Origin of the sequence: Salmonirosea aquatica, assembly GCF_009296315.1 — a bacterium.
Taxonomy (GTDB): domain Bacteria; phylum Bacteroidota; class Bacteroidia; order Cytophagales; family Spirosomataceae; genus Salmonirosea; species Salmonirosea aquatica.
This window is the reverse complement of sequence record NZ_WHLY01000002.1, coordinates 394688-411738: the sequence shown is the minus strand read 5'-3', so window position 1 is coordinate 411738 and position 17051 is coordinate 394688. Positions and strand designations below refer to the sequence as shown.

Genomic DNA, 17051 nt, shown 5'->3' with positions numbered 1-17051 from the left:
ACTATTTGTCTGCAATGAAAGCTAAAACAATCACACCAATTGGGATTTTATTCTGTCACTAGTTGTAATACCCGGGGAAATTCTCCCGGCATTACCTATAAAACGCAATAATTCATTTGTCAAAGCAACCTTTACGAAGGGGAAATACTATATTTGATCAAACAAAAACCTGTAACGCAACCATGATGAAGTTCTTTTTACCCCTTGGAATTCTTAGCTTGTTTCTTAGCCTGGTTTCGATTGACCGGGTACAAGCCCAGGACGACGACGACAAGCAGCCCGCCAAAAAAGAATCGGTAACCGCCGGAAAACCATACACCGACGAAATCTCGGCCCTGGCCGGGAAACCCAGTGTGAAAAAAGCCCTGGCCATGCTGGAAGCGCAGGAGCCCTGGACGGTGAAAAATCTGCGCATGTTGACCGAAATCCCCGCGCCACCGTTTATGGAGCAGGAACGGGGCCGTGTCTACGCCGACCTGCTACGTACCGCCGGGGCGGATTCGGTCTGGACCGACGAGGTAGGTAATGTATTGGCGTTGCGCCGGGGCAAAACCCGTAAGAAGAAGGTAGTTCTGGAAGCCCACCTCGACACGGTGTTTCCCGAAGGTACCGATGTGAAAATAAAGCAAAAAGGCGATACCCTTTACGCGCCGGGCATCGGCGACGACACCCGGGGCCTGGCGATGGTACTGACGGTGCTGGACGTCATGGAAAAAACCAGCCTCGAGACCGACGCGGATGTACTCTTCATTGGTACCGTGGGCGAAGAGGGACTCGGCGACCTGCGCGGGGTGAAGAAACTGTTCAGCACGCCCGGCCTGAAAATAGACTCCTATATTGCTATCGACGGACTGGGCTCGACGAGCATCACTCACCGGGGCCTGGGCTCGCACCGCTACAAAGTGACTTTCAAAGGGCCGGGCGGGCATTCGTCGGGGGCCTTTGGACTGGTCAATCCGCATGGTGCCTTGGCGCGGGCTATTTACTACTTCACGCAGTCGGCCGATACATTCACAAAGCAGGGCGTGCGGACGACGTATAATGTGGGCGTTATTGGCGGGGGTACCTCCGTGAACGCGATTCCGTTCGAATCCTACATGCAGGTGGATATGCGCTCGGAAAGCCCCGAGCAACTCAGCGGCATCGATAAATTATTTCAGGAGGCCGTCCAAAAAGCATTGAAGGAAGAGAACGCCATGAAGCGCCTTGGTCCCGATCTTACTGTCGATATCGAACTGGTAGGGGATCGTCCTTCGGGTAGTATTCCTGAGAGCAGTCCGCTGGTGCAGCGGGCCATTGCCGCGACGAAGTACGTGGGCCAGGAACCCGCCTTGCGGGTAGGTTCTACCAATTCCAATATACCGTTTTCCAAAGGGATACCTGCCATCACGATGGGCGCGGGCGGTACCGGCAGCGGTGCCCATTCACTGCACGAATGGTGGATGGCCGACAAGTCGCATCTGGCCTTGCAACGTACGCTGCTGATTCTGCTGAGTGAAGCGGGGTTAGTGGCGGGGAAGTAGAACGCTGATTGATGGATAGAGTGGCGTCAGGTGTTCGGCCCGACGCCACTCTATCTCCAATTCCACGGCCTACCGCTTGATAGTTTTAGCGGATTTTTCTTGCTTCGATATATATCTTTGCCCATACTTATACTCTTTATTGTTGGGTCTGTATTCTATATGGATAACCATGGAATAATGCATTGAGTAATTCTGCATCAGCACACTAGATTACTGAGATGGTTGCCTCGATTTATGTTAATAAATTTTTGAGCGAGCATAAGATATAAGAATTTTTATCCACCAGTAAATATTACGCCCTCTCGAACCTTCCACTTTATCTTACGGATTTCCCATGAATCCATTAAAAGCTGAACTTCCCAACATCGCCGGAATTGTACTTTCGGGTATCGCTATGACTGCCTGTGGTACGGTTTTGCCAGACCCGAGTATTGCATTCAAAGTGGTTGACGCGCTTGCGCCTAACTTTGCCCATCAGTTTCTGTCAGGAATGGATTATCGTCGTTTTAAAGATTTCCTGGTAAGGCCCCACCCCGGAGATTTAAACCACGATCTGGACCAGTTGATGAAGGATGCGCTGCTACAGGCCTTGCATCATATAGAAACTGCCTACCTGGAAAAGCTGGAAGCTGAAACGGACTTCACGTTATGGCAAAAAGCAAAGGACAGGCCCTTTGAAGAAGTCAAACGGGCTTTTAAGCTGCTTAGAAAAAATCTATTGCGGGAAGAGGAATACCAAAAGGAATTTGGGGAGTCGCTCAGCGATGATGAAAAGATTGATTTTGATCTTTCTATTTGGTTAAGGGATGGCTCATGGACTGGCCTGCCTAAGCTTACAAATGAGCTTTTTAAATTCCCTGAAATTGAAAACGAAGAAAGATGGCAGGAGTTGAAGAACTATTTTGAAGAAAATCTTCCCTGGATTTACGATTTATCCTTCAAGGAAGCCCTGAAAGACGAGCGGAACCTGAAAGCCTATAAAGCTTTTCAGATGTTTGTGCTTGAAACGGTGGTCCAGCAAAATAGTGACACACACCTGAAACTGGACGAAATAAAAATAACCCTGCTTGCCCTGGAAAATAATTTGCAAACGCAAAGCCAGGCAGTACTGAATAACCTCCTTGAAAACGACATACGACAATTAAGAAAGGAAATTAACCGCACTTTTGGTAAAGTAATCGCCGAAATTATACGATCTGAAAAACGAATCATTGATTCCGTAAATAGTAAAGGGAATGAAATCATAGAAAAACTAAATTCAATTAATCCGGTTGGTGAAAGGAATCCGGTTATTGAAAAACATCTTATCAAGGAACCCTTTCGTCCCACTGTCTTTTTGGGTCGGCAGGATGATATAGAAGATATTCGACGGATTTTGTTTGATGAAAACCATTTGTTGCTCTTGGTAAATGGCAAGGGAGGAGTAGGAAAAACATCCCTTGCTTCCCGTTACTATCACGAGTATCAGGAGCAATACAGCCACATGGCCTGGGTACTCAGAGAGACGTCCATTGGCGATGCGATTCTGGCATTGGCTCCGAATCTGCATATTCAGTTTGACCCGCTTCAATCGCGAAATGAGCGCCTTGATATTCTCCTGACCAGACTGTCGAACCTGAAAAAGCCCTGCCTGCTTGTCATAGATAATGCGAATGACTACGAAGACCTGAATACCTACTACAAGCTGCTAAACCGATGTTCAAATTTTCATATTCTTTTGACTACGCGAATTACCGAATTCGGGCAAGCCCGTACCAAGGAAATCAGGAGTTTGCCCAAAGAAACAGCCCTGGAACTGTTTCAAAGATACTACCCTGCCGTAGCCCATGAAGAACAAGCCCGTTTTGATGCACTTTATACGGCCGTAAACGGGAATACCCTGGTGCTGGAGCTGATGGCCAAGCAACTCAAAGAGGCAAATGACCTACGCGAAAAATACCGGTTGGCTGATTTGATCGCTGACCTGCAAACGAAGGGTATTTTCCGGTTGCAGCACAGCAGTGAAGTGCAACTGAATTATCAGAAATATCAAAAGGCCAGGCCTGAGGATGTCATTGCGGCCCTGTATGATTTGGAAGAACTGAGCGATGACGAAAGAAAACTAGGCTCTGTGATGGCGGTTTTGCCACCGGAAGGTATCCAAATAAAAACGTTAGATATCCTTTTACCGGAAACAGCCTGGTGGGACAACGCCCTTAAAAAACTGGCACTTAAAGGCTGGCTGGATTTTAACCGGAAGGAGAAAGAAATAAAAATAAGCCCCGTAGTTCAGGAAATAATCAGAAATAAGAATGCTGACCGATTACCTGCTGATTCCTTATTACTGATAAACAGCCTAAGTAATGAATTGGCCTATGAAGGCTGGTCTGAGAAAGTACATGGCGAAAATCCAGACTATAAAGAAACCAGCCTGTATGCCCTGTATGCCGAAAGTGTTTTGAACGCCTGCCTTTCTGAAGAATATGCGACAATCCTGTTAGCCAAAAGAGTAATGCGGCATTACAGTAATTATTTAAATAACGAAAAAGCGAAAACATGGTTTGCCAGAATTGAGACTATTTTGGCTGACAAGAACTCAAATGATTGGCTTTTTCTCAATGCTGCAACACAAAGCATTATGGGCGATGTGTATAAATCGGAAGGTCGGACGAGTGAGACCCTGGGCTGTTATCAAAAAGACCTTGAAATCTCAAAATCCCTGCATGAGCGCTACCCCGAGCAGGTTTCTTACAAAAATGGATTGGGGATTGCCTATCAGCGATTAGGGGATGTGTACAAATCGGAAGGTCGGATGAGTGAGACCCTGGGCTGTTATCAAAAAGACCTTGAAATCTCAAAATCCCTGCATGAGCGCTACCCCGAGCAGGTTTTTTACAAAAATGGATTGGGGATTGCCTACGAACGATTAGGGGATGTGCATCGATCGGAAGGTCGGATGAGTGAGGCCCTGGGCTGTTATCAAAAATACCTTGAACTGATGAGTTCTCTTCATGAGAGCTACCCCGAGCAGGTTGATTACCAATACAGTTATGGTACAAGCTTAATTTTTCTGGGTGATGTGATGGAAGAAATGGGAAATAGCGGTAAGGAACATTTTCTAATAGCCTATGACGTGTATAAAAATCTTCTTCAAAAAGTGCCCAACCACGCTGATGCCCGCCAAAATTTTAATTGGGTAAAAAGAAAATTGGGTAAGTAAACGAATAGTAAGTACTGCTATCCTCAAATCCCCGGCGCTTCCCCTTCCAGATAATCCAAATCCTTGGTAAAAGTCTCTTCCAGAAATGCCAGCGAAAGCAGGGCGATGGCGGCCGTAGCTACCCCCAGAATCAGTCCTGCGTTGATCACGCCGAAGGTAGGTTTGAGATAAACAAACAGTGAAGCCAAAGGAATGGTGGCCCCGCGCACGAAGTTGGGGATCGTGGTGGCGACGGTAGCGCGGATGTTGGTACCAAAAAGCTCTGCCGCAATGGTGATGAACAAAGTCCAATAACCATTGCAGAAGCCCAGGAATGCACAGAGCATGTAGAAAGAAAACGCCTCCGAAACGGGCAGGAGCAGATAAAAGGCCATCATCACGACGGACATGATGATAAACAACCCAATGACCTGCTTGCGGCTTTTGAGGTACTGACTGAATAAGCCACTGAAAATATCCCCAAATACTTGACCCGTGAAGGCCAGCATCACGGCCTTGCCGGCATTGATACCTTCGATGCCTTTGGCAGCGGCAAATTCGGGAGAGAAGGTAATGAGGATACCGACTACAAACCAGATCGGCAGACCGACCAAAATGGCCATGAGGTACTTACGAAGCCGGGCACCGTTGGTGAAAATGCTGAGAATATCGCCCCGGCTGACGGCTTTTTCTTTCAGATGCTGGAACATACCTGATTCGAAGACGTTGAACCGGAGGATGAGCAATGCCAGGCCCAGTCCGCCGCCCACGAAGTAAGAAACCCGCCACTGGAACAAGTCCGCTACGAAGTAGGCTAGAATAGCTCCCAGTACGCCCAGGGTAGCCACCAGCGTGGTGCCGTAGCCGCGTATTTCTTTGGGTAGTACCTCCGTCACGAGTGTAATGCCAGCGCCCAGTTCGCCCGCCAGACCTACCCCCGCAATAAACCGAAGCACGGCGTACATTTCCAGACTGTTGACGAAGCCGTTGGCAATATTGGCCAGCGAGTACATGATGATGGAACCGAACAATACGGATAAACGCCCGCGCTTATCGCCCAAAACGCCCCAAAGTACCCCCCGATGAGCATCCCGGCCATCTGCATATTCAAAAGCGTGATGCCTTCGGGCAGGAGTTGGTCGCCTGTCACGCCCAGTTCTTTCAGGCTAGGTACCCGTACGACGCTGAACAGGAACAGGTCGTACATATCGACCAGGTACCCCAGCGCCGCCACGAGAACGGGAATTTTAAGGAGTTGGGAAAGGACGGAAGGGTTTTTCGCTTGAGCGTTCATTCAGTTGAAAGTTGAAAATGGAAACGGGACCGTCCGGCGGTTAAAAATGGAAACAGGGTTATATGCCAATTAAAAATGAATCTGAAAGAACTTTCCGTTTTCCATCTTCAACTTTCAATTAATTAAAGTCTGTCAATCAACATACCGCCGTCCACGTGAATTACCTGTCCGGTGGAGTAGGGGAAATCGCCGCGCACGAGCGAAGCTACGGCTTTGCCCACGTCGTCGGGGGTACCCCAGCGGGGTTGCAGCGCCATACCGCCATCGAACAGCTGATCGTATTTCGACTGGACTTTAGACGTCATATCGGTGGCGATCACACCAGGACGTACTTCATACACCGGAATGCCGTACTCAGCCATTTTAACGGCAAACAGCGCAGCAGTCATGGCCAGCCCAGCTTTGGAAATACAATACTCACCCCGATTGATACTGGCGACCGTCGCGGATATGGACGTGACAAAGACGATGGTACCCTGAAAGCCAGCGTCGGCTTCTTTGGCGCTTGCCATGCGGTTAGCAATAGCCTGGGTCAGGAAAAAGGGGCCTTCCAGGTTGGTGTCCAGCAAGTCGCGGAAACTTTCAGGCGTGGTATCCAGTAGGTCGAGGCGCTGTTTAGGCGCGATGCCCGCGTTGTTGACCAGCACATGGAGGGTACCCCATTTTTTATAGACTTCATGCACAATGCGGGCCCGGTCGTCGGCGGAGGCAATGCTACCCTGGCAATAGATCACTTCGGTACCGAGTTCCCGCAGGTCGTTCAGCGTTTCCTGCACGGCCTCTTCGGGACGTACCCCATTGATGGCCAGATTATATCCCTCGCGGGCCAGGCATTGTGCAATACCCAGACCGATGCCCCGGCTTCCTCCAGTAATGAGTGCTGTTTTCATGTTTTTAGTTTTTTAGTACGAAAGCGGAAAAGTACAGGAGTACAGAAGAGGCTTAGTACAGAAGTAAAAAGTACCTCAGTGCCAAAGTTCGGAATCATCTGGAAATACTTCTGTACCGGGTACTCCCGTACTTTTTCACTAGTCAGCTAAAAATACTTTTGTACTTCTGAACTTTTGTACTCCTGTACTTCAATACTACAATGCCTCCACATCCACCCAGCACCGCTTTTCCCAGCTTTCGATGCCCAGTTCGGCGAGTTGAACGCCTTTGGCACCTTCCTTCAATCCCCAGGGGAATGGCGTGTCCTTCACGATATGTTTCAGGAAAAGCTCCCATTGCGCTTTGAAAGCATTGTCGAATACTTCCTGCTCAGGTACCTTGGACCATCCATCGAAGAAATCAATCGGTTGTTTGATGTCGGGGTTCCAGACGGGCTTAGGCGTGTTGCCATAGTGCTGCGTCACGCACTCGCGCAGACCGGCTACGGCCGAGCCTTTGGTACCATCCACGTGCAAGGTAAGCAAATCGTCGCGTCGGACGCGGGTAGTCCAGGAAGAATTGAATTGTGCGATCACGCCGCCTTCCAGTTCAAAAGTGGCGTAGCAGGCGTCGTCGGCGGTACATTTATAGGGATTGCCCTGCTCGTCGATGCGCTCGGCAATGTGGGTAGCACCCAGGCACGAAACGGATTTTACGTTGCCAAACAGATTGTCCAGCACGTAGCGCCAGTGACAGAGCATGTCCACGATGATGCCTCCGTCGTCTTCCTTGCGGTAGTTCCAGGATGGACGCTGGGCCGGTACGCTATGACCTTCAAAAACCCAGTAGCCAAATTCACCGCGCACCGACAGAATTTCGCCGAAGAAATCATTTTCCATCAGGCGTTTCAGCTTCAGCATGCCGGGCAGCCATAGTTTGTCCTGCACCACGCCATGCTTGATACCGGCTTTTTCGGCCAATTCATAGAGTTCCATCGCTTCGGCGACGGAGGTGCCCGTCGGCTTCTCGCAGTAAATGTGCTTGCCGGCTTCGATGGCCTTCTTGACGGCCGTCGCCCGGCGACCCGTCACCTGAGCGTCGAAATAAACCTGATACTGCGGATCACTCATGACCGAATCCAGATCGGTGGTGTACTTGTCCACGCCTGAGCGCTCGCACAAATCTTTCAGTTTGGCCTCGTTGCGACCGACCAGAATGGGGTCGGGCATGATGACCTCGTCGGCCGACAGTTTCACCCCGCCCTGCTGGCGAATGGCGGCAATGGACCGCAACAAGTGCTGGTTGGTACCCATACGGCCCGTAACGCCGTTCATGATAATTCCGATGGTATGTGTTGTCATGGATTGTTTTGGAGGTTTGTAGTAAACTGCTAGCTATTGGCTGATAGCTTGTTTATGGTTTTCAAATTATGATATGTCAAAATATTTGGAGCAAAAACTTAAAAGACAGTAGCCATCGGCCATTAGCAATAAGCTCCCTAGACTCTTTCTTCAAACGCCTGAACGATCTTGCCCAGAAACTCGTGCTGGTCGGTAGCCCAGTGGATATTGGAGAAAATCTCGACTTCCACATAGCCATCAAAGCCGGTTTGATCCACCCAGCTACTGATTTTCTTTACATCGATGCAGCCTTCGCCCATGAGGCCCCGATCGTTGAGCATATCCACGGTATTGACTTTCCAGTCGCAGACGTGGTAGGCCAGCAGATTGCCATGGGTTCCGCAGCGCTTGATTTCGGCTTCCAGATTGGGTTCCCACCAGACGTGGTACACATCTACGGCAATACCTACCTGCGCAGAACCGATGGCCTCGGCCATTTCATTGGCCTGAGCAAGGGAGTTGATAGCCGAGCGGTCGGCAGCGTACATTGGGTGCAGGGGTTCGATGGCCAGTTTGACGCCCATTTGCTCGGCCAGGGGTAGGGTAGCTTCGATGCCTTCCCGGATTTGTTGACGCGACACTTCCAGCGGTTGGTCGGGCGAGGCGCCACACACCAACACGATGAGCGGTGCACCCAGCGCGGCGGCTTCCTCGATTAGTTTTTTGTTATGGTCGATGGCTTTGGCGCGTTCAGCAGCACTTGTGTGGGGATAAAATCCGCCCCGTACGTAAGATACCACATCCAGCCCGTTCCGGCGAATGAGGTCACCCGCCTGGGCGTGAGTCATGCCTTCCACGGCATTTTGCCACACACTAATGCCTTTTACTCCCGCCGCGGCGTAGTGTTCTACTGACTCGGCCAGAGTCCAGGGTTTGGTGGTAATGGTATGGATGCAGCAGCGGTCGAGGTTCATTTCTAGGTTGTTAAAGTATGAGGCAGAAAGGTTTTAGGTTGAGAGCTAACCTACCTACTTTACTGCCCCCAAATACGAATAATACGGTTGGTCTTTGATAATCCGCTGGATATATAGGGCTACCTCCCGGGCGTGGTAATCGCCCCACATGCTCGACTCGCCGCAGGGTACCTGCTGTCCTTCAGGAATGTAGTCCCAGCCATTGGGCTGATGGTATACCGAGTGCAGGATCAGGCCCTGATGTTGCGGATCAGTGGATAGGTAGGGTTCGTCGAACAGCGTGTCCAGCGACGTAAGTCCGGCCTGCCAATAGCGGTTACCTTCGTCGGTTCGACCTTTATCGCTGAGGTATTTGCCCAATCGCAATAAACCCTGCGCGCCGATAGCGGCCGCTGAACTATCAATGGGTTCGTAGGGATTATATGGGTTCGATTTCTCTTCGGTATAAGCACCCAGTTTATAGAGCTGTGGTGCGCCCGTATCCCAGTAAGGAATACCATCGGCAGCGGTGTTGTCAATGAAGAAATCGCAGGTAGCGCGGGCAGCTTTGAGGTAGATCGCTTCTACGGCCTCGCGTCCACCAAACGGAGCTAATTCTTCATCGGTAAAGTAGGCCAGGGTTTCGAGTTGTTCAGGAAAACCTACCATCGCCCAGGCCAGGCCGCGCGTCCAGGTGGTGAAGCCCGAAAAGCCCTGCTGAGTATTCGGACAGCGGTAGTTGCCGTCGTTGACGTTGAAAACAGACTCATGTGCGGCGCGACCCCATACGTCGTACGTGTCACGACCTTCGCCGTAATACAGCGCGTATTTGGCCGTAGCTAAGGCATGCATCACGCCGCGTTCCAGAAGGCTGGTTTTCAGGTCGTTCTCGCCCATCAAACTATGGCCCAACAAATGCGAAACCATCAAAGCGCGTACCGAGCGGATGGTATCTACAAATAACGAATGCGGGCCATTGAATGAATAGATGTACCCCCCGTCTTTAATGGGCGTCCAACGTTTGGCCTGTACCGCCCCGGAAATTTTCAGCGCTATCTCGTAGAAATTACGTTCCCATTCCTGTTCCGCGATCCGGCCTTCGTTCATCAGGCGTACCAAATTGCCATAGGTACTTACGTTGTTGAAACCGTGGTCGTGTACTCCGAAGTGTCCCACGTGCGAGGCCATTTGCTGTACCGTATGGGCTTTGGCGGCCGTTAGAAACTGCTCGTCGCCCGTGGCGTCATACTGAAGTACCTCGGCTCCATAGCGAAAACCTTCGGTCCATTCAGTCCAGCCACGTGTCGTGTACTCACCCCTGACGGTAAATACGGGTGAGCCCTTGGCAGGGTCGTACTGCGCGTTGAGCAGGTTGATTTTCTCTCCTGATAACTGCCACAGACGGTCAAGTTTGGGTTGCAAGTCCGCAGCGGTCAGGTTATTTTTAATTTTCATAAGTGCGATTGATTCCTGGGTAGAAGTTTTGAAGAGAATGGCCATTAGCTGATAGCTGTTGGCAAAATAGTTTTTATGGATAAGTTTTGACTGAACCTGGCATAACCTTTAAAACGAACCTTTCTTTGAAGCTGAAAAAGGCTAATAGCGAACAGCCAATAGCCGTCAGCTTGGTAACTGGTAGTTTTCAGGCTAACAGTTTAGGACGGAACAAAGATAGAACTGCAAAAAAACGCCATCAAGGTACAAACGTGTCAAAGTATGGCACTTTTCCGTACCGAGGCCCGGTATTCGTTAGGGGTAAGTCCGGTTTTGCGCTTGAAAAGCCGACCGAAGTAGGAGGGGTCTTCGATATGCAGCGCGTAGGTAATTTCCTTACTGCTCATAGAGGTAAAGACCAGCAGGCGCTTCGCTTCCAGCAGGAGCTTGGTCTGGATATGGTCGCTTGCCGCCACGCCCAAGTGCTTCTTGATGGATTTGCTCAGGTAGTCTGGCGAAACCTGAAGTACCTCCGCGTAGTGCTGTACGGCGTGCTGTTCGCGAAAATACTTATCCACCAGTTCCTGAAAACGCCGGACCAGATCGGGCGTAGCAAAAGTGGTGGGCTGTTCCGCCTCGTATTTACGGGCGAGGAGGCTGCACTTTTGCAACAATAGCCCGAGGTACTTTCCGGTCATAGCATTGCCGGCATCGGAAGTAAGATGATCGGTCACCATATTTTCTAACAGGTTATGAAAATAGGTACGTTCATGGGGTTCCAGGGCCAGCACCGGATGCCGTTGGGTAGATCGGAAAAAGGCATAATTCGCCAGGCTCTGACTTTCAGGGTTATAAAACGCGTAAAAGTCTTCGGAAAAAGCTACGATGTAGCCCGCGCAGGAACTCGTAAAGTGGAGGAGGTGTACCTGTCCGGGCATCAGAAAATGCATCCCAGCACCCTGGATGGGGTAGGTGCGGAAATCGATTTCATGAAATCCCTGCCCTTCTTCAATGAACAGAATTTCGTAGTAGGTATGCCGGTGCGGCGCATTGGTGGGCAGAGGCGTGATGGGTAGGGAAGAAGCGCTCTCTGCTTCTTCCGGGGGACTATTTTTGAAGCGAAAAATCTTCAGCGCCGGGACGGAAGCTTCATCGGAAGGAAGTTGGTGAATGGGGATACGCTCGGTCATCGTTTTTTGAAAATGATCTTTTCAAATAGCAAGGTTAGTATTACCTTGTTTTATGAAAACTAACTTAAATCCACAGGCAATGAAACTTAAGAGCATCTTCCTGGTGATCGCATTTTCGGTATTCAGTTTTAGCTTCATTGCCGATGAAATTAAAGTCACGCCCGATTTTACGGACAAACAAATTAAGGAAGCTGAACAAGAAGCCGCAAAATGGTTTAAAGACAAAATAGAAATCAAGGTTATAAAGCGAGATCCCAATGGAAAAATCGTGCACTTGATATTTACAATTTTTAATGCAACAGGTCGACCCCATACTGTTTGCGAATCCGATAATTTTGGTTTTTTAATTATATACCGGAGCGGAGGCAGGTGTGGCATTGCGGATAAGAGCTAGTTAAACCGCCTTTCTCCTGCGAAATCGCCTGATCCGTCCAAACAGCCACCACAATAACCCCAAAACGGCCACCAAAGCCACAATCGGTAAGAAAATAGCCAGCGCCGAAAATCCAAAGGAAGCCACATTCTCGGCCGTTGACACGACCGGATTGCCTAGCCCCGCGGTGAATTTCGAAGAACCCAGCCGCAGCAGACTGGTACCTGCCTGCACCAGTCCGGCGGTACCTCCGCCCACGATAAGGCCCAGTCCCCATCTGAGCACGGGATCGTCAATTTCCACAAACGAGGTGGTGAGCAAGGTACCTGCCACCACCGAAAGGGGGGCGGCAATGGTATCGAGCAAATTGTCCACAAACGGGATGTAGTACGCGCCAATTTCAACCACCGTAGCGCTTAGCAGCGCAAAAAAAGCTGGCCAGGTAGCCAACCAGGCGAAGTTTTCGGAGGGCGTGATCCAACCATACAGGCAGGCGATGTTGGCCAGTAACGCCGGGATAAATATACGAAATCCGGTGCTGGCACTGAGGCCGATGCCCAGAGCAATGCTGAGGAATAATTCCATTTTTTATAAATTTGAACACCTAAGGCGTAAGGGCGCTAAGAATTTGTCATGTGGCGTCCTGGGGTCTTTGCGGCGAATATATACCTGCAAAAGCCAACTTTCTACCGCTTTCTAATGTTAGCTACCCAAACCGATACTCTCAGAACCCCGTGAATCAGGAAACCAAAAGCGGCCAGATATTTGATCTTCCTACGCTCCGACGCCTTTATACCTTCGTAGGACCCTACAAAAAACAATTCTTCGGCCTGATAGCCATTATTCTGGTGAGCTCGGTGCTGGCACCCGTGCTGCCGTTGATGATCAAATATACCATCGATGGACCTATTGCGATTGGCGACTACAACGAACTGGCCCTGATGATGGCGATCATGATCGGGGTACTTATTGTGCAGGGTTTGGTTTCGTTTGTCAATACCTACCTGTCGGGGTGGCTCGGGCAGTACATCATTCGCGATATCCGTATAACGCTTTACGAAAAGATCATTAATCTGCGGCTGCGGTTTTTCGACCAGACCCCCATTGGCCGCCTTGTGACCCGTACCATTTCCGATGTAGAGACGCTTTCCAATGTATTCAGCGACGGTATGGCCGCCATCGCGGGTGATATCCTGCAATTAGTACTTATCATTGCGGTCATGTTCTACACCGACTGGAAACTCTCGCTCATCAGCCTGTCCATGATTCCGCTGATGTTGTTCAGTACCTACGTGTTCAAGGAAAAAATCAAGGATGCCTTCAACGAAGTACGGGCTGCCGTATCGAATCTTAACTCCTTTGTGCAGGAGCACATTACGGGTATGAATATCGTGCAGATTTTTGGGAGCGAGGAAACTGAGTATGAGAAATTTGAAAAAATCAATAAGGAGCACCGCGACTCCAATATCCGTTCGATCCTCTACTATTCCATCTACTTCCCCGTAGCCGATGTCATTGCGGCGGCGGGTACGGGACTGGTGGTATGGTATGGTTCCAAGCAAATTCTGGCGCAGGACGTGACCTTTGGTACCGTGACTGCCTTCGTGATGTTCATTGGGTTGTTTTTCCGTCCCATCCGCCAGTTGGCTGATCGCTTCAATACGCTTCAGATGGGTATCGTGAGTACCGACCGAATTCTGAAATTGCTTGATAGCAACGACTATACCGAAAACAACGGTACCTATGAACCCCAAACCGTACGGGGCAAGGTGGAGTTCAAGAACGTGTGGTTTGCCTACAATGAGGATGAATATGTACTGAAAGACATTAATTTCCACATGAACGAGGGCGAGACCATTGCTTTCGTGGGTGCCACTGGAGCGGGAAAATCGTCGGTGATCAATCTGTTGAGCCGTTTTTATGACATCAACAAAGGAGAAATCCTCATCGATAATGTGGATATCCATGAGTACGAACTGACCGCCCTGCGCCGCCACATCGGGGTCGTGTTGCAGGATGTGTTTCTGTTTTCGGATACCATTGAAAATAACATCACTTTGGGAAATCCTGCCATTACACACGATCAGATCGTGGAGGCTGCCAAGCTGGTGGGGGTACATGAATTCATCGAGCGCTTGCCTGGTGGCTATCAGTACAATGTGATGGAGCGGGGAAGCACCCTGTCGGTAGGACAGCGGCAGTTGATTTCGTTTGTGCGGGCCATGGTGCACGACCCGAAAATCACGGTCTTGGATGAAGCTACCTCATCGGTGGACAGCGAAACCGAAGAACTTATTCAACACGCCATCGAAACCCTCATGCAGGGCCGCACGGCCATCGTCATTGCGCACCGCCTGTCGACCATTCAGAAAGCCGACAAGATCATCGTGCTCGACAAGGGTGAAATCAAGGAGCAGGGTACCCACGAGGAACTGCTGGAACGGAACGGTTTCTACGCCAACCTCTACCGGATGCAGTATAAGGAGATGGTTTGAGATAGTGCCGAACTCAATATTTTGAGTACTTAGGGGTACCTGTGGTATGTACTCAAAATATTGAATCCTGAAACCCGAACCATCGTTTCTAGCGGTTCATACTAAGTTGCTCGGCTTCCTCTCGCACCGAATTCCGAAGCATCAGTCCTGATGAAACACTTGCCAGTACCAGCTTTAATTCGGGATGTAGGGTATTTTTCAGCCAGACTTTCCCGTTATTAACGGTCGATACTGCCCCGATGGTTTTTCCATCCATTCGGAATTCATAACCGTAGACGTCCATCATCGTTAGCAAGGGCGAAGCACCTTCCAATTCGCGGATTCCGACAATATCAATTTGTAGCTGATCCACTTTACTGCGTACGTACCCTACCGTATTATTCTTAAAGGAATTTCCGCCGCCATCGACATTGTGCACGATAAATTCCCAGCTTTCCTTCGAGCCACTGAGTTCGATTCCCCCGGCGAAGTAGTTTTTGTTTTTTACCGATAGGGAGAAATATTCTTTGAGCGGAGCAAATTCCGTTTCGCGAAACCGGCTGACAAGGGCTACGTCGGCTACCCGACCACCTGGCCCATACTGTTGAAAAGCAAGCTTCTCGCGGGCACCGCTGAATTTTACTACAAAAGGAATTGCGTAGCTTTTGGTCCAGCCGCGCTGTACCTTACTGGTGCGATACTCCCCAAATGAAAGTACCTGGCCGATCTGAAAACCCTGCCTTCCTTTGACTGGGTAGGAAGTCGCTTCGTTTGTAAGTGTATCCGTGACCGGAATTTCGGCGGTACGGCAGGCCGCAAAGGCGGTAGTCAAAAAAGCAAGCAGGAGCAATGTACCCCCTGCGGGAAGAGAATTGGAAGATGTATTTTTCATGGCTGATAAATGATTTGAGTACTGGACGCCGTAGTGTGGCAAAAGGTTGGAAGAAGAGGAAGTTTTTTTCTACCCGTTGGTCCGCAGGACATAATGGTGAACCTTTGGTATTCCCTGAATCCATCAAATCAACCGACAAAACATACTACCGGCCTCTATCGCTCAGCTATTCGCCTCGCTGGCAATTCTGAACAAGGTACCCTCCAGACATTCATCCACCCGCAACTGGCAGGCCAGCCGACTGTCGTCGTGGGCGGTGGGTAGGGTGTCCAGTATGTCGAGTTCGGCATCGCTCACGGGAGGCAGCTGGTCATGGCCTTCCAGCACCCGTACATGGCACGTGGCGCACAAGGCCATGCCGCCACAGGTGGCGAGGATATCGTATTCAGATGCTTTCAATACCTCCATCAGATTGAGTCCGATGCCCTCGGGTACCTCCACGGTTTTTTGGGAGCCGTCGCGGTCTTCTACTACGAAATTGATCATGCTAAAAGGTAGGTACCCCGTTGACGGTTGTGTATTTGAAACTCAGTTTCTGGCTGGGAAACACGTACTTGAAAGCACTCTGACACATGAGGGCCGCTTCGTGGAAGCCGCACAGAATGAGTTTGAGCTTGCCGGGGTAGGTGTTAATGTCGCCGATGGCGTAGATGCGCTCCACGTTGGTGCTATAATCCACGGTATCGACCCGAATGGCCGATTTTTCTATCGCCAGTTTCCAGTCGGCGATGGGGCCTAGCTTGGGAGTAAGTCCGAAGAGAGCAATGAGGTTGTCGGCCGCGAAGGTATGCTGACTCTTATCTTTATTGACTACCGTTACTTCTTTGAGTACCCCGTTGCCACTGATGGTACTAATGTTGGAATTCAGAATCAGGTTTATTTTTCCCTGACTGGCCAGATCGAACACTTTCTCGGCCGAGTCGGGTGCACCCCGGAACGAATCGCTGCGGTGTACCAGGGTCACCTCTTTGGCTATATTGGCCAGATAGAGGGTCCAATCCAGGGCGGAGTCACCGCCGCCCGCCAGTACCACCCGCCGGTCGCGCAGCAGTTCGGGATTTTTTACCATGTACCCCACGCCTTTTCCTTCAAATTGTTCCAGGTTGGCGATCTCGGGTTTGCGGGGTTCGAAGCAGCCGAGTCCTCCCGCAATCACCACCACCTGGCAGTGTACCAGGGTACCCTCGTTGGTACCAACGATGAACGAGCCATCCGGCTGTTTGTCCAGCAGCTCCACCCGCTCGCCCAGGCTGAAGGTAGGCTTGAAGGCTTCAATCTGTTTCATCAGATTATCCACGAGTTCCTGGGCTTTTACTTCGGGGTACCCTGGAATGTCGTAAATGGGTTTTTGGGGATATATTTCCGAAAGCTGTCCGCCTACCTGCGGCAGAGCATCGATGAGGTGGCAGCGCATCTTGAGTAGTCCGGCTTCAAATACGGCGAACAGACCGACCGGCCCGGCGCCGATGATGCAAAGATCAGTGGTGATCATAACTTTTATTTATGTTGAATTGAGTCATTTTTATGCTA

13 protein-coding genes and 1 pseudogene are annotated in these 17051 nt (G+C 50.2%); 4 read left to right on the top strand and 10 right to left on the bottom strand.

What is annotated here, in order from left to right:
• The first annotated feature begins 182 nt into the window (after window positions 1–182).
• Together GBK04_RS02630 and GBK04_RS02625 are read left to right on the top strand one after the other, a co-directional pair.
• Window positions 183–1523: a M20/M25/M40 family metallo-hydrolase gene (locus tag GBK04_RS02630; RefSeq protein WP_373330664.1), complete on the top strand. Its 1341-nt coding sequence runs from the start codon at window positions 183–185 to the stop codon at window positions 1521–1523.
• Between the two features lie 334 nt (window positions 1524–1857).
• Window positions 1858–4722, top strand: a complete 2865-nt coding sequence (locus GBK04_RS02625; protein ID WP_152756595.1) for an NB-ARC domain-containing protein — start codon at window positions 1858–1860, stop codon at window positions 4720–4722.
• A gap of 23 nt (window positions 4723–4745) precedes the next feature.
• Here GBK04_RS02625 and GBK04_RS02620 read toward each other — a convergent pair.
• From GBK04_RS02620 to GBK04_RS02595, 6 genes and pseudogenes are all read right to left on the bottom strand, one after another.
• A pseudogene (locus GBK04_RS02620) lies at window positions 4746–5995 on the bottom strand (MFS transporter).
• A gap of 122 nt (window positions 5996–6117) precedes the next feature.
• The gene (locus GBK04_RS02615) at window positions 6118–6885 is read right to left on the bottom strand and encodes a 3-ketoacyl-ACP reductase (protein ID WP_152756593.1); all 768 of its coding nucleotides are present in this window, start codon (window positions 6883–6885) and stop codon (window positions 6118–6120) included.
• A 195-nt stretch (window positions 6886–7080) separates the two neighbouring features.
• Complete coding sequence (locus tag GBK04_RS02610) at window positions 7081–8226, bottom strand: Gfo/Idh/MocA family protein (RefSeq protein ID WP_152756592.1); 1146 nt, start codon at window positions 8224–8226, stop codon at window positions 7081–7083.
• Window positions 8227–8363: 137 nt separating this feature from the next.
• The gene (locus GBK04_RS02605) at window positions 8364–9179 is read right to left on the bottom strand and encodes a sugar phosphate isomerase/epimerase family protein (RefSeq protein ID WP_152756590.1); all 816 of its coding nucleotides are present in this window, start codon (window positions 9177–9179) and stop codon (window positions 8364–8366) included.
• A gap of 54 nt (window positions 9180–9233) precedes the next feature.
• Entirely contained in the window at window positions 9234–10613 is a 1380-nt protein-coding gene (locus GBK04_RS02600; RefSeq protein ID WP_152756589.1) for a glycoside hydrolase family 88 protein, read from the bottom strand.
• A 254-nt stretch (window positions 10614–10867) separates the two neighbouring features.
• On the bottom strand, window positions 10868–11782 hold the full coding sequence (locus tag GBK04_RS02595) for a helix-turn-helix domain-containing protein (protein ID WP_152756587.1): 915 nt from the start codon (window positions 11780–11782) through the stop codon (window positions 10868–10870).
• A gap of 52 nt (window positions 11783–11834) precedes the next feature.
• Here GBK04_RS02595 and GBK04_RS02590 point away from each other — a divergent pair, with 52 nt between their 5' ends.
• Window positions 11835–12176: a hypothetical protein gene (locus GBK04_RS02590; RefSeq protein ID WP_152756586.1), complete on the top strand. Its 342-nt coding sequence runs from the start codon at window positions 11835–11837 to the stop codon at window positions 12174–12176.
• Here GBK04_RS02590 and GBK04_RS02585 read toward each other — a convergent pair whose 3' ends face one another.
• A complete protein-coding gene (locus GBK04_RS02585) occupies window positions 12177–12740 on the bottom strand; it encodes a DUF4126 domain-containing protein (protein ID WP_152756585.1) in 564 nt (187 codons plus the stop codon).
• Window positions 12741–12889: 149 nt separating this feature from the next.
• Between GBK04_RS02585 and GBK04_RS02580 the strand changes: the two genes are divergently transcribed.
• Window positions 12890–14650 (top strand): ABC transporter ATP-binding protein, encoded by a 1761-nt coding sequence (locus GBK04_RS02580; protein WP_373330663.1) that lies wholly within the window; start codon window positions 12890–12892, stop codon window positions 14648–14650.
• Window positions 14651–14738: 88 nt separating this feature from the next.
• Here the strand turns inward: GBK04_RS02580 and GBK04_RS02575 are convergent, their stop codons facing one another.
• From GBK04_RS02575 to GBK04_RS02565, 3 genes are all read right to left on the bottom strand, one after another.
• Complete coding sequence (locus GBK04_RS02575; RefSeq protein WP_152756583.1) at window positions 14739–15521, bottom strand: hypothetical protein; 783 nt, start codon at window positions 15519–15521, stop codon at window positions 14739–14741.
• Between the two features lie 162 nt (window positions 15522–15683).
• A complete protein-coding gene (locus GBK04_RS02570) occupies window positions 15684–16007 on the bottom strand; it encodes a 2Fe-2S iron-sulfur cluster-binding protein (RefSeq protein WP_152756582.1) in 324 nt (107 codons plus the stop codon).
• Window position 16008: 1 nt separating this feature from the next.
• Window positions 16009–17013: an NAD(P)/FAD-dependent oxidoreductase gene (locus GBK04_RS02565; protein ID WP_152756580.1), complete on the bottom strand. Its 1005-nt coding sequence runs from the start codon at window positions 17011–17013 to the stop codon at window positions 16009–16011.
• Window positions 17014–17051: the final 38 nt, after the last annotated feature.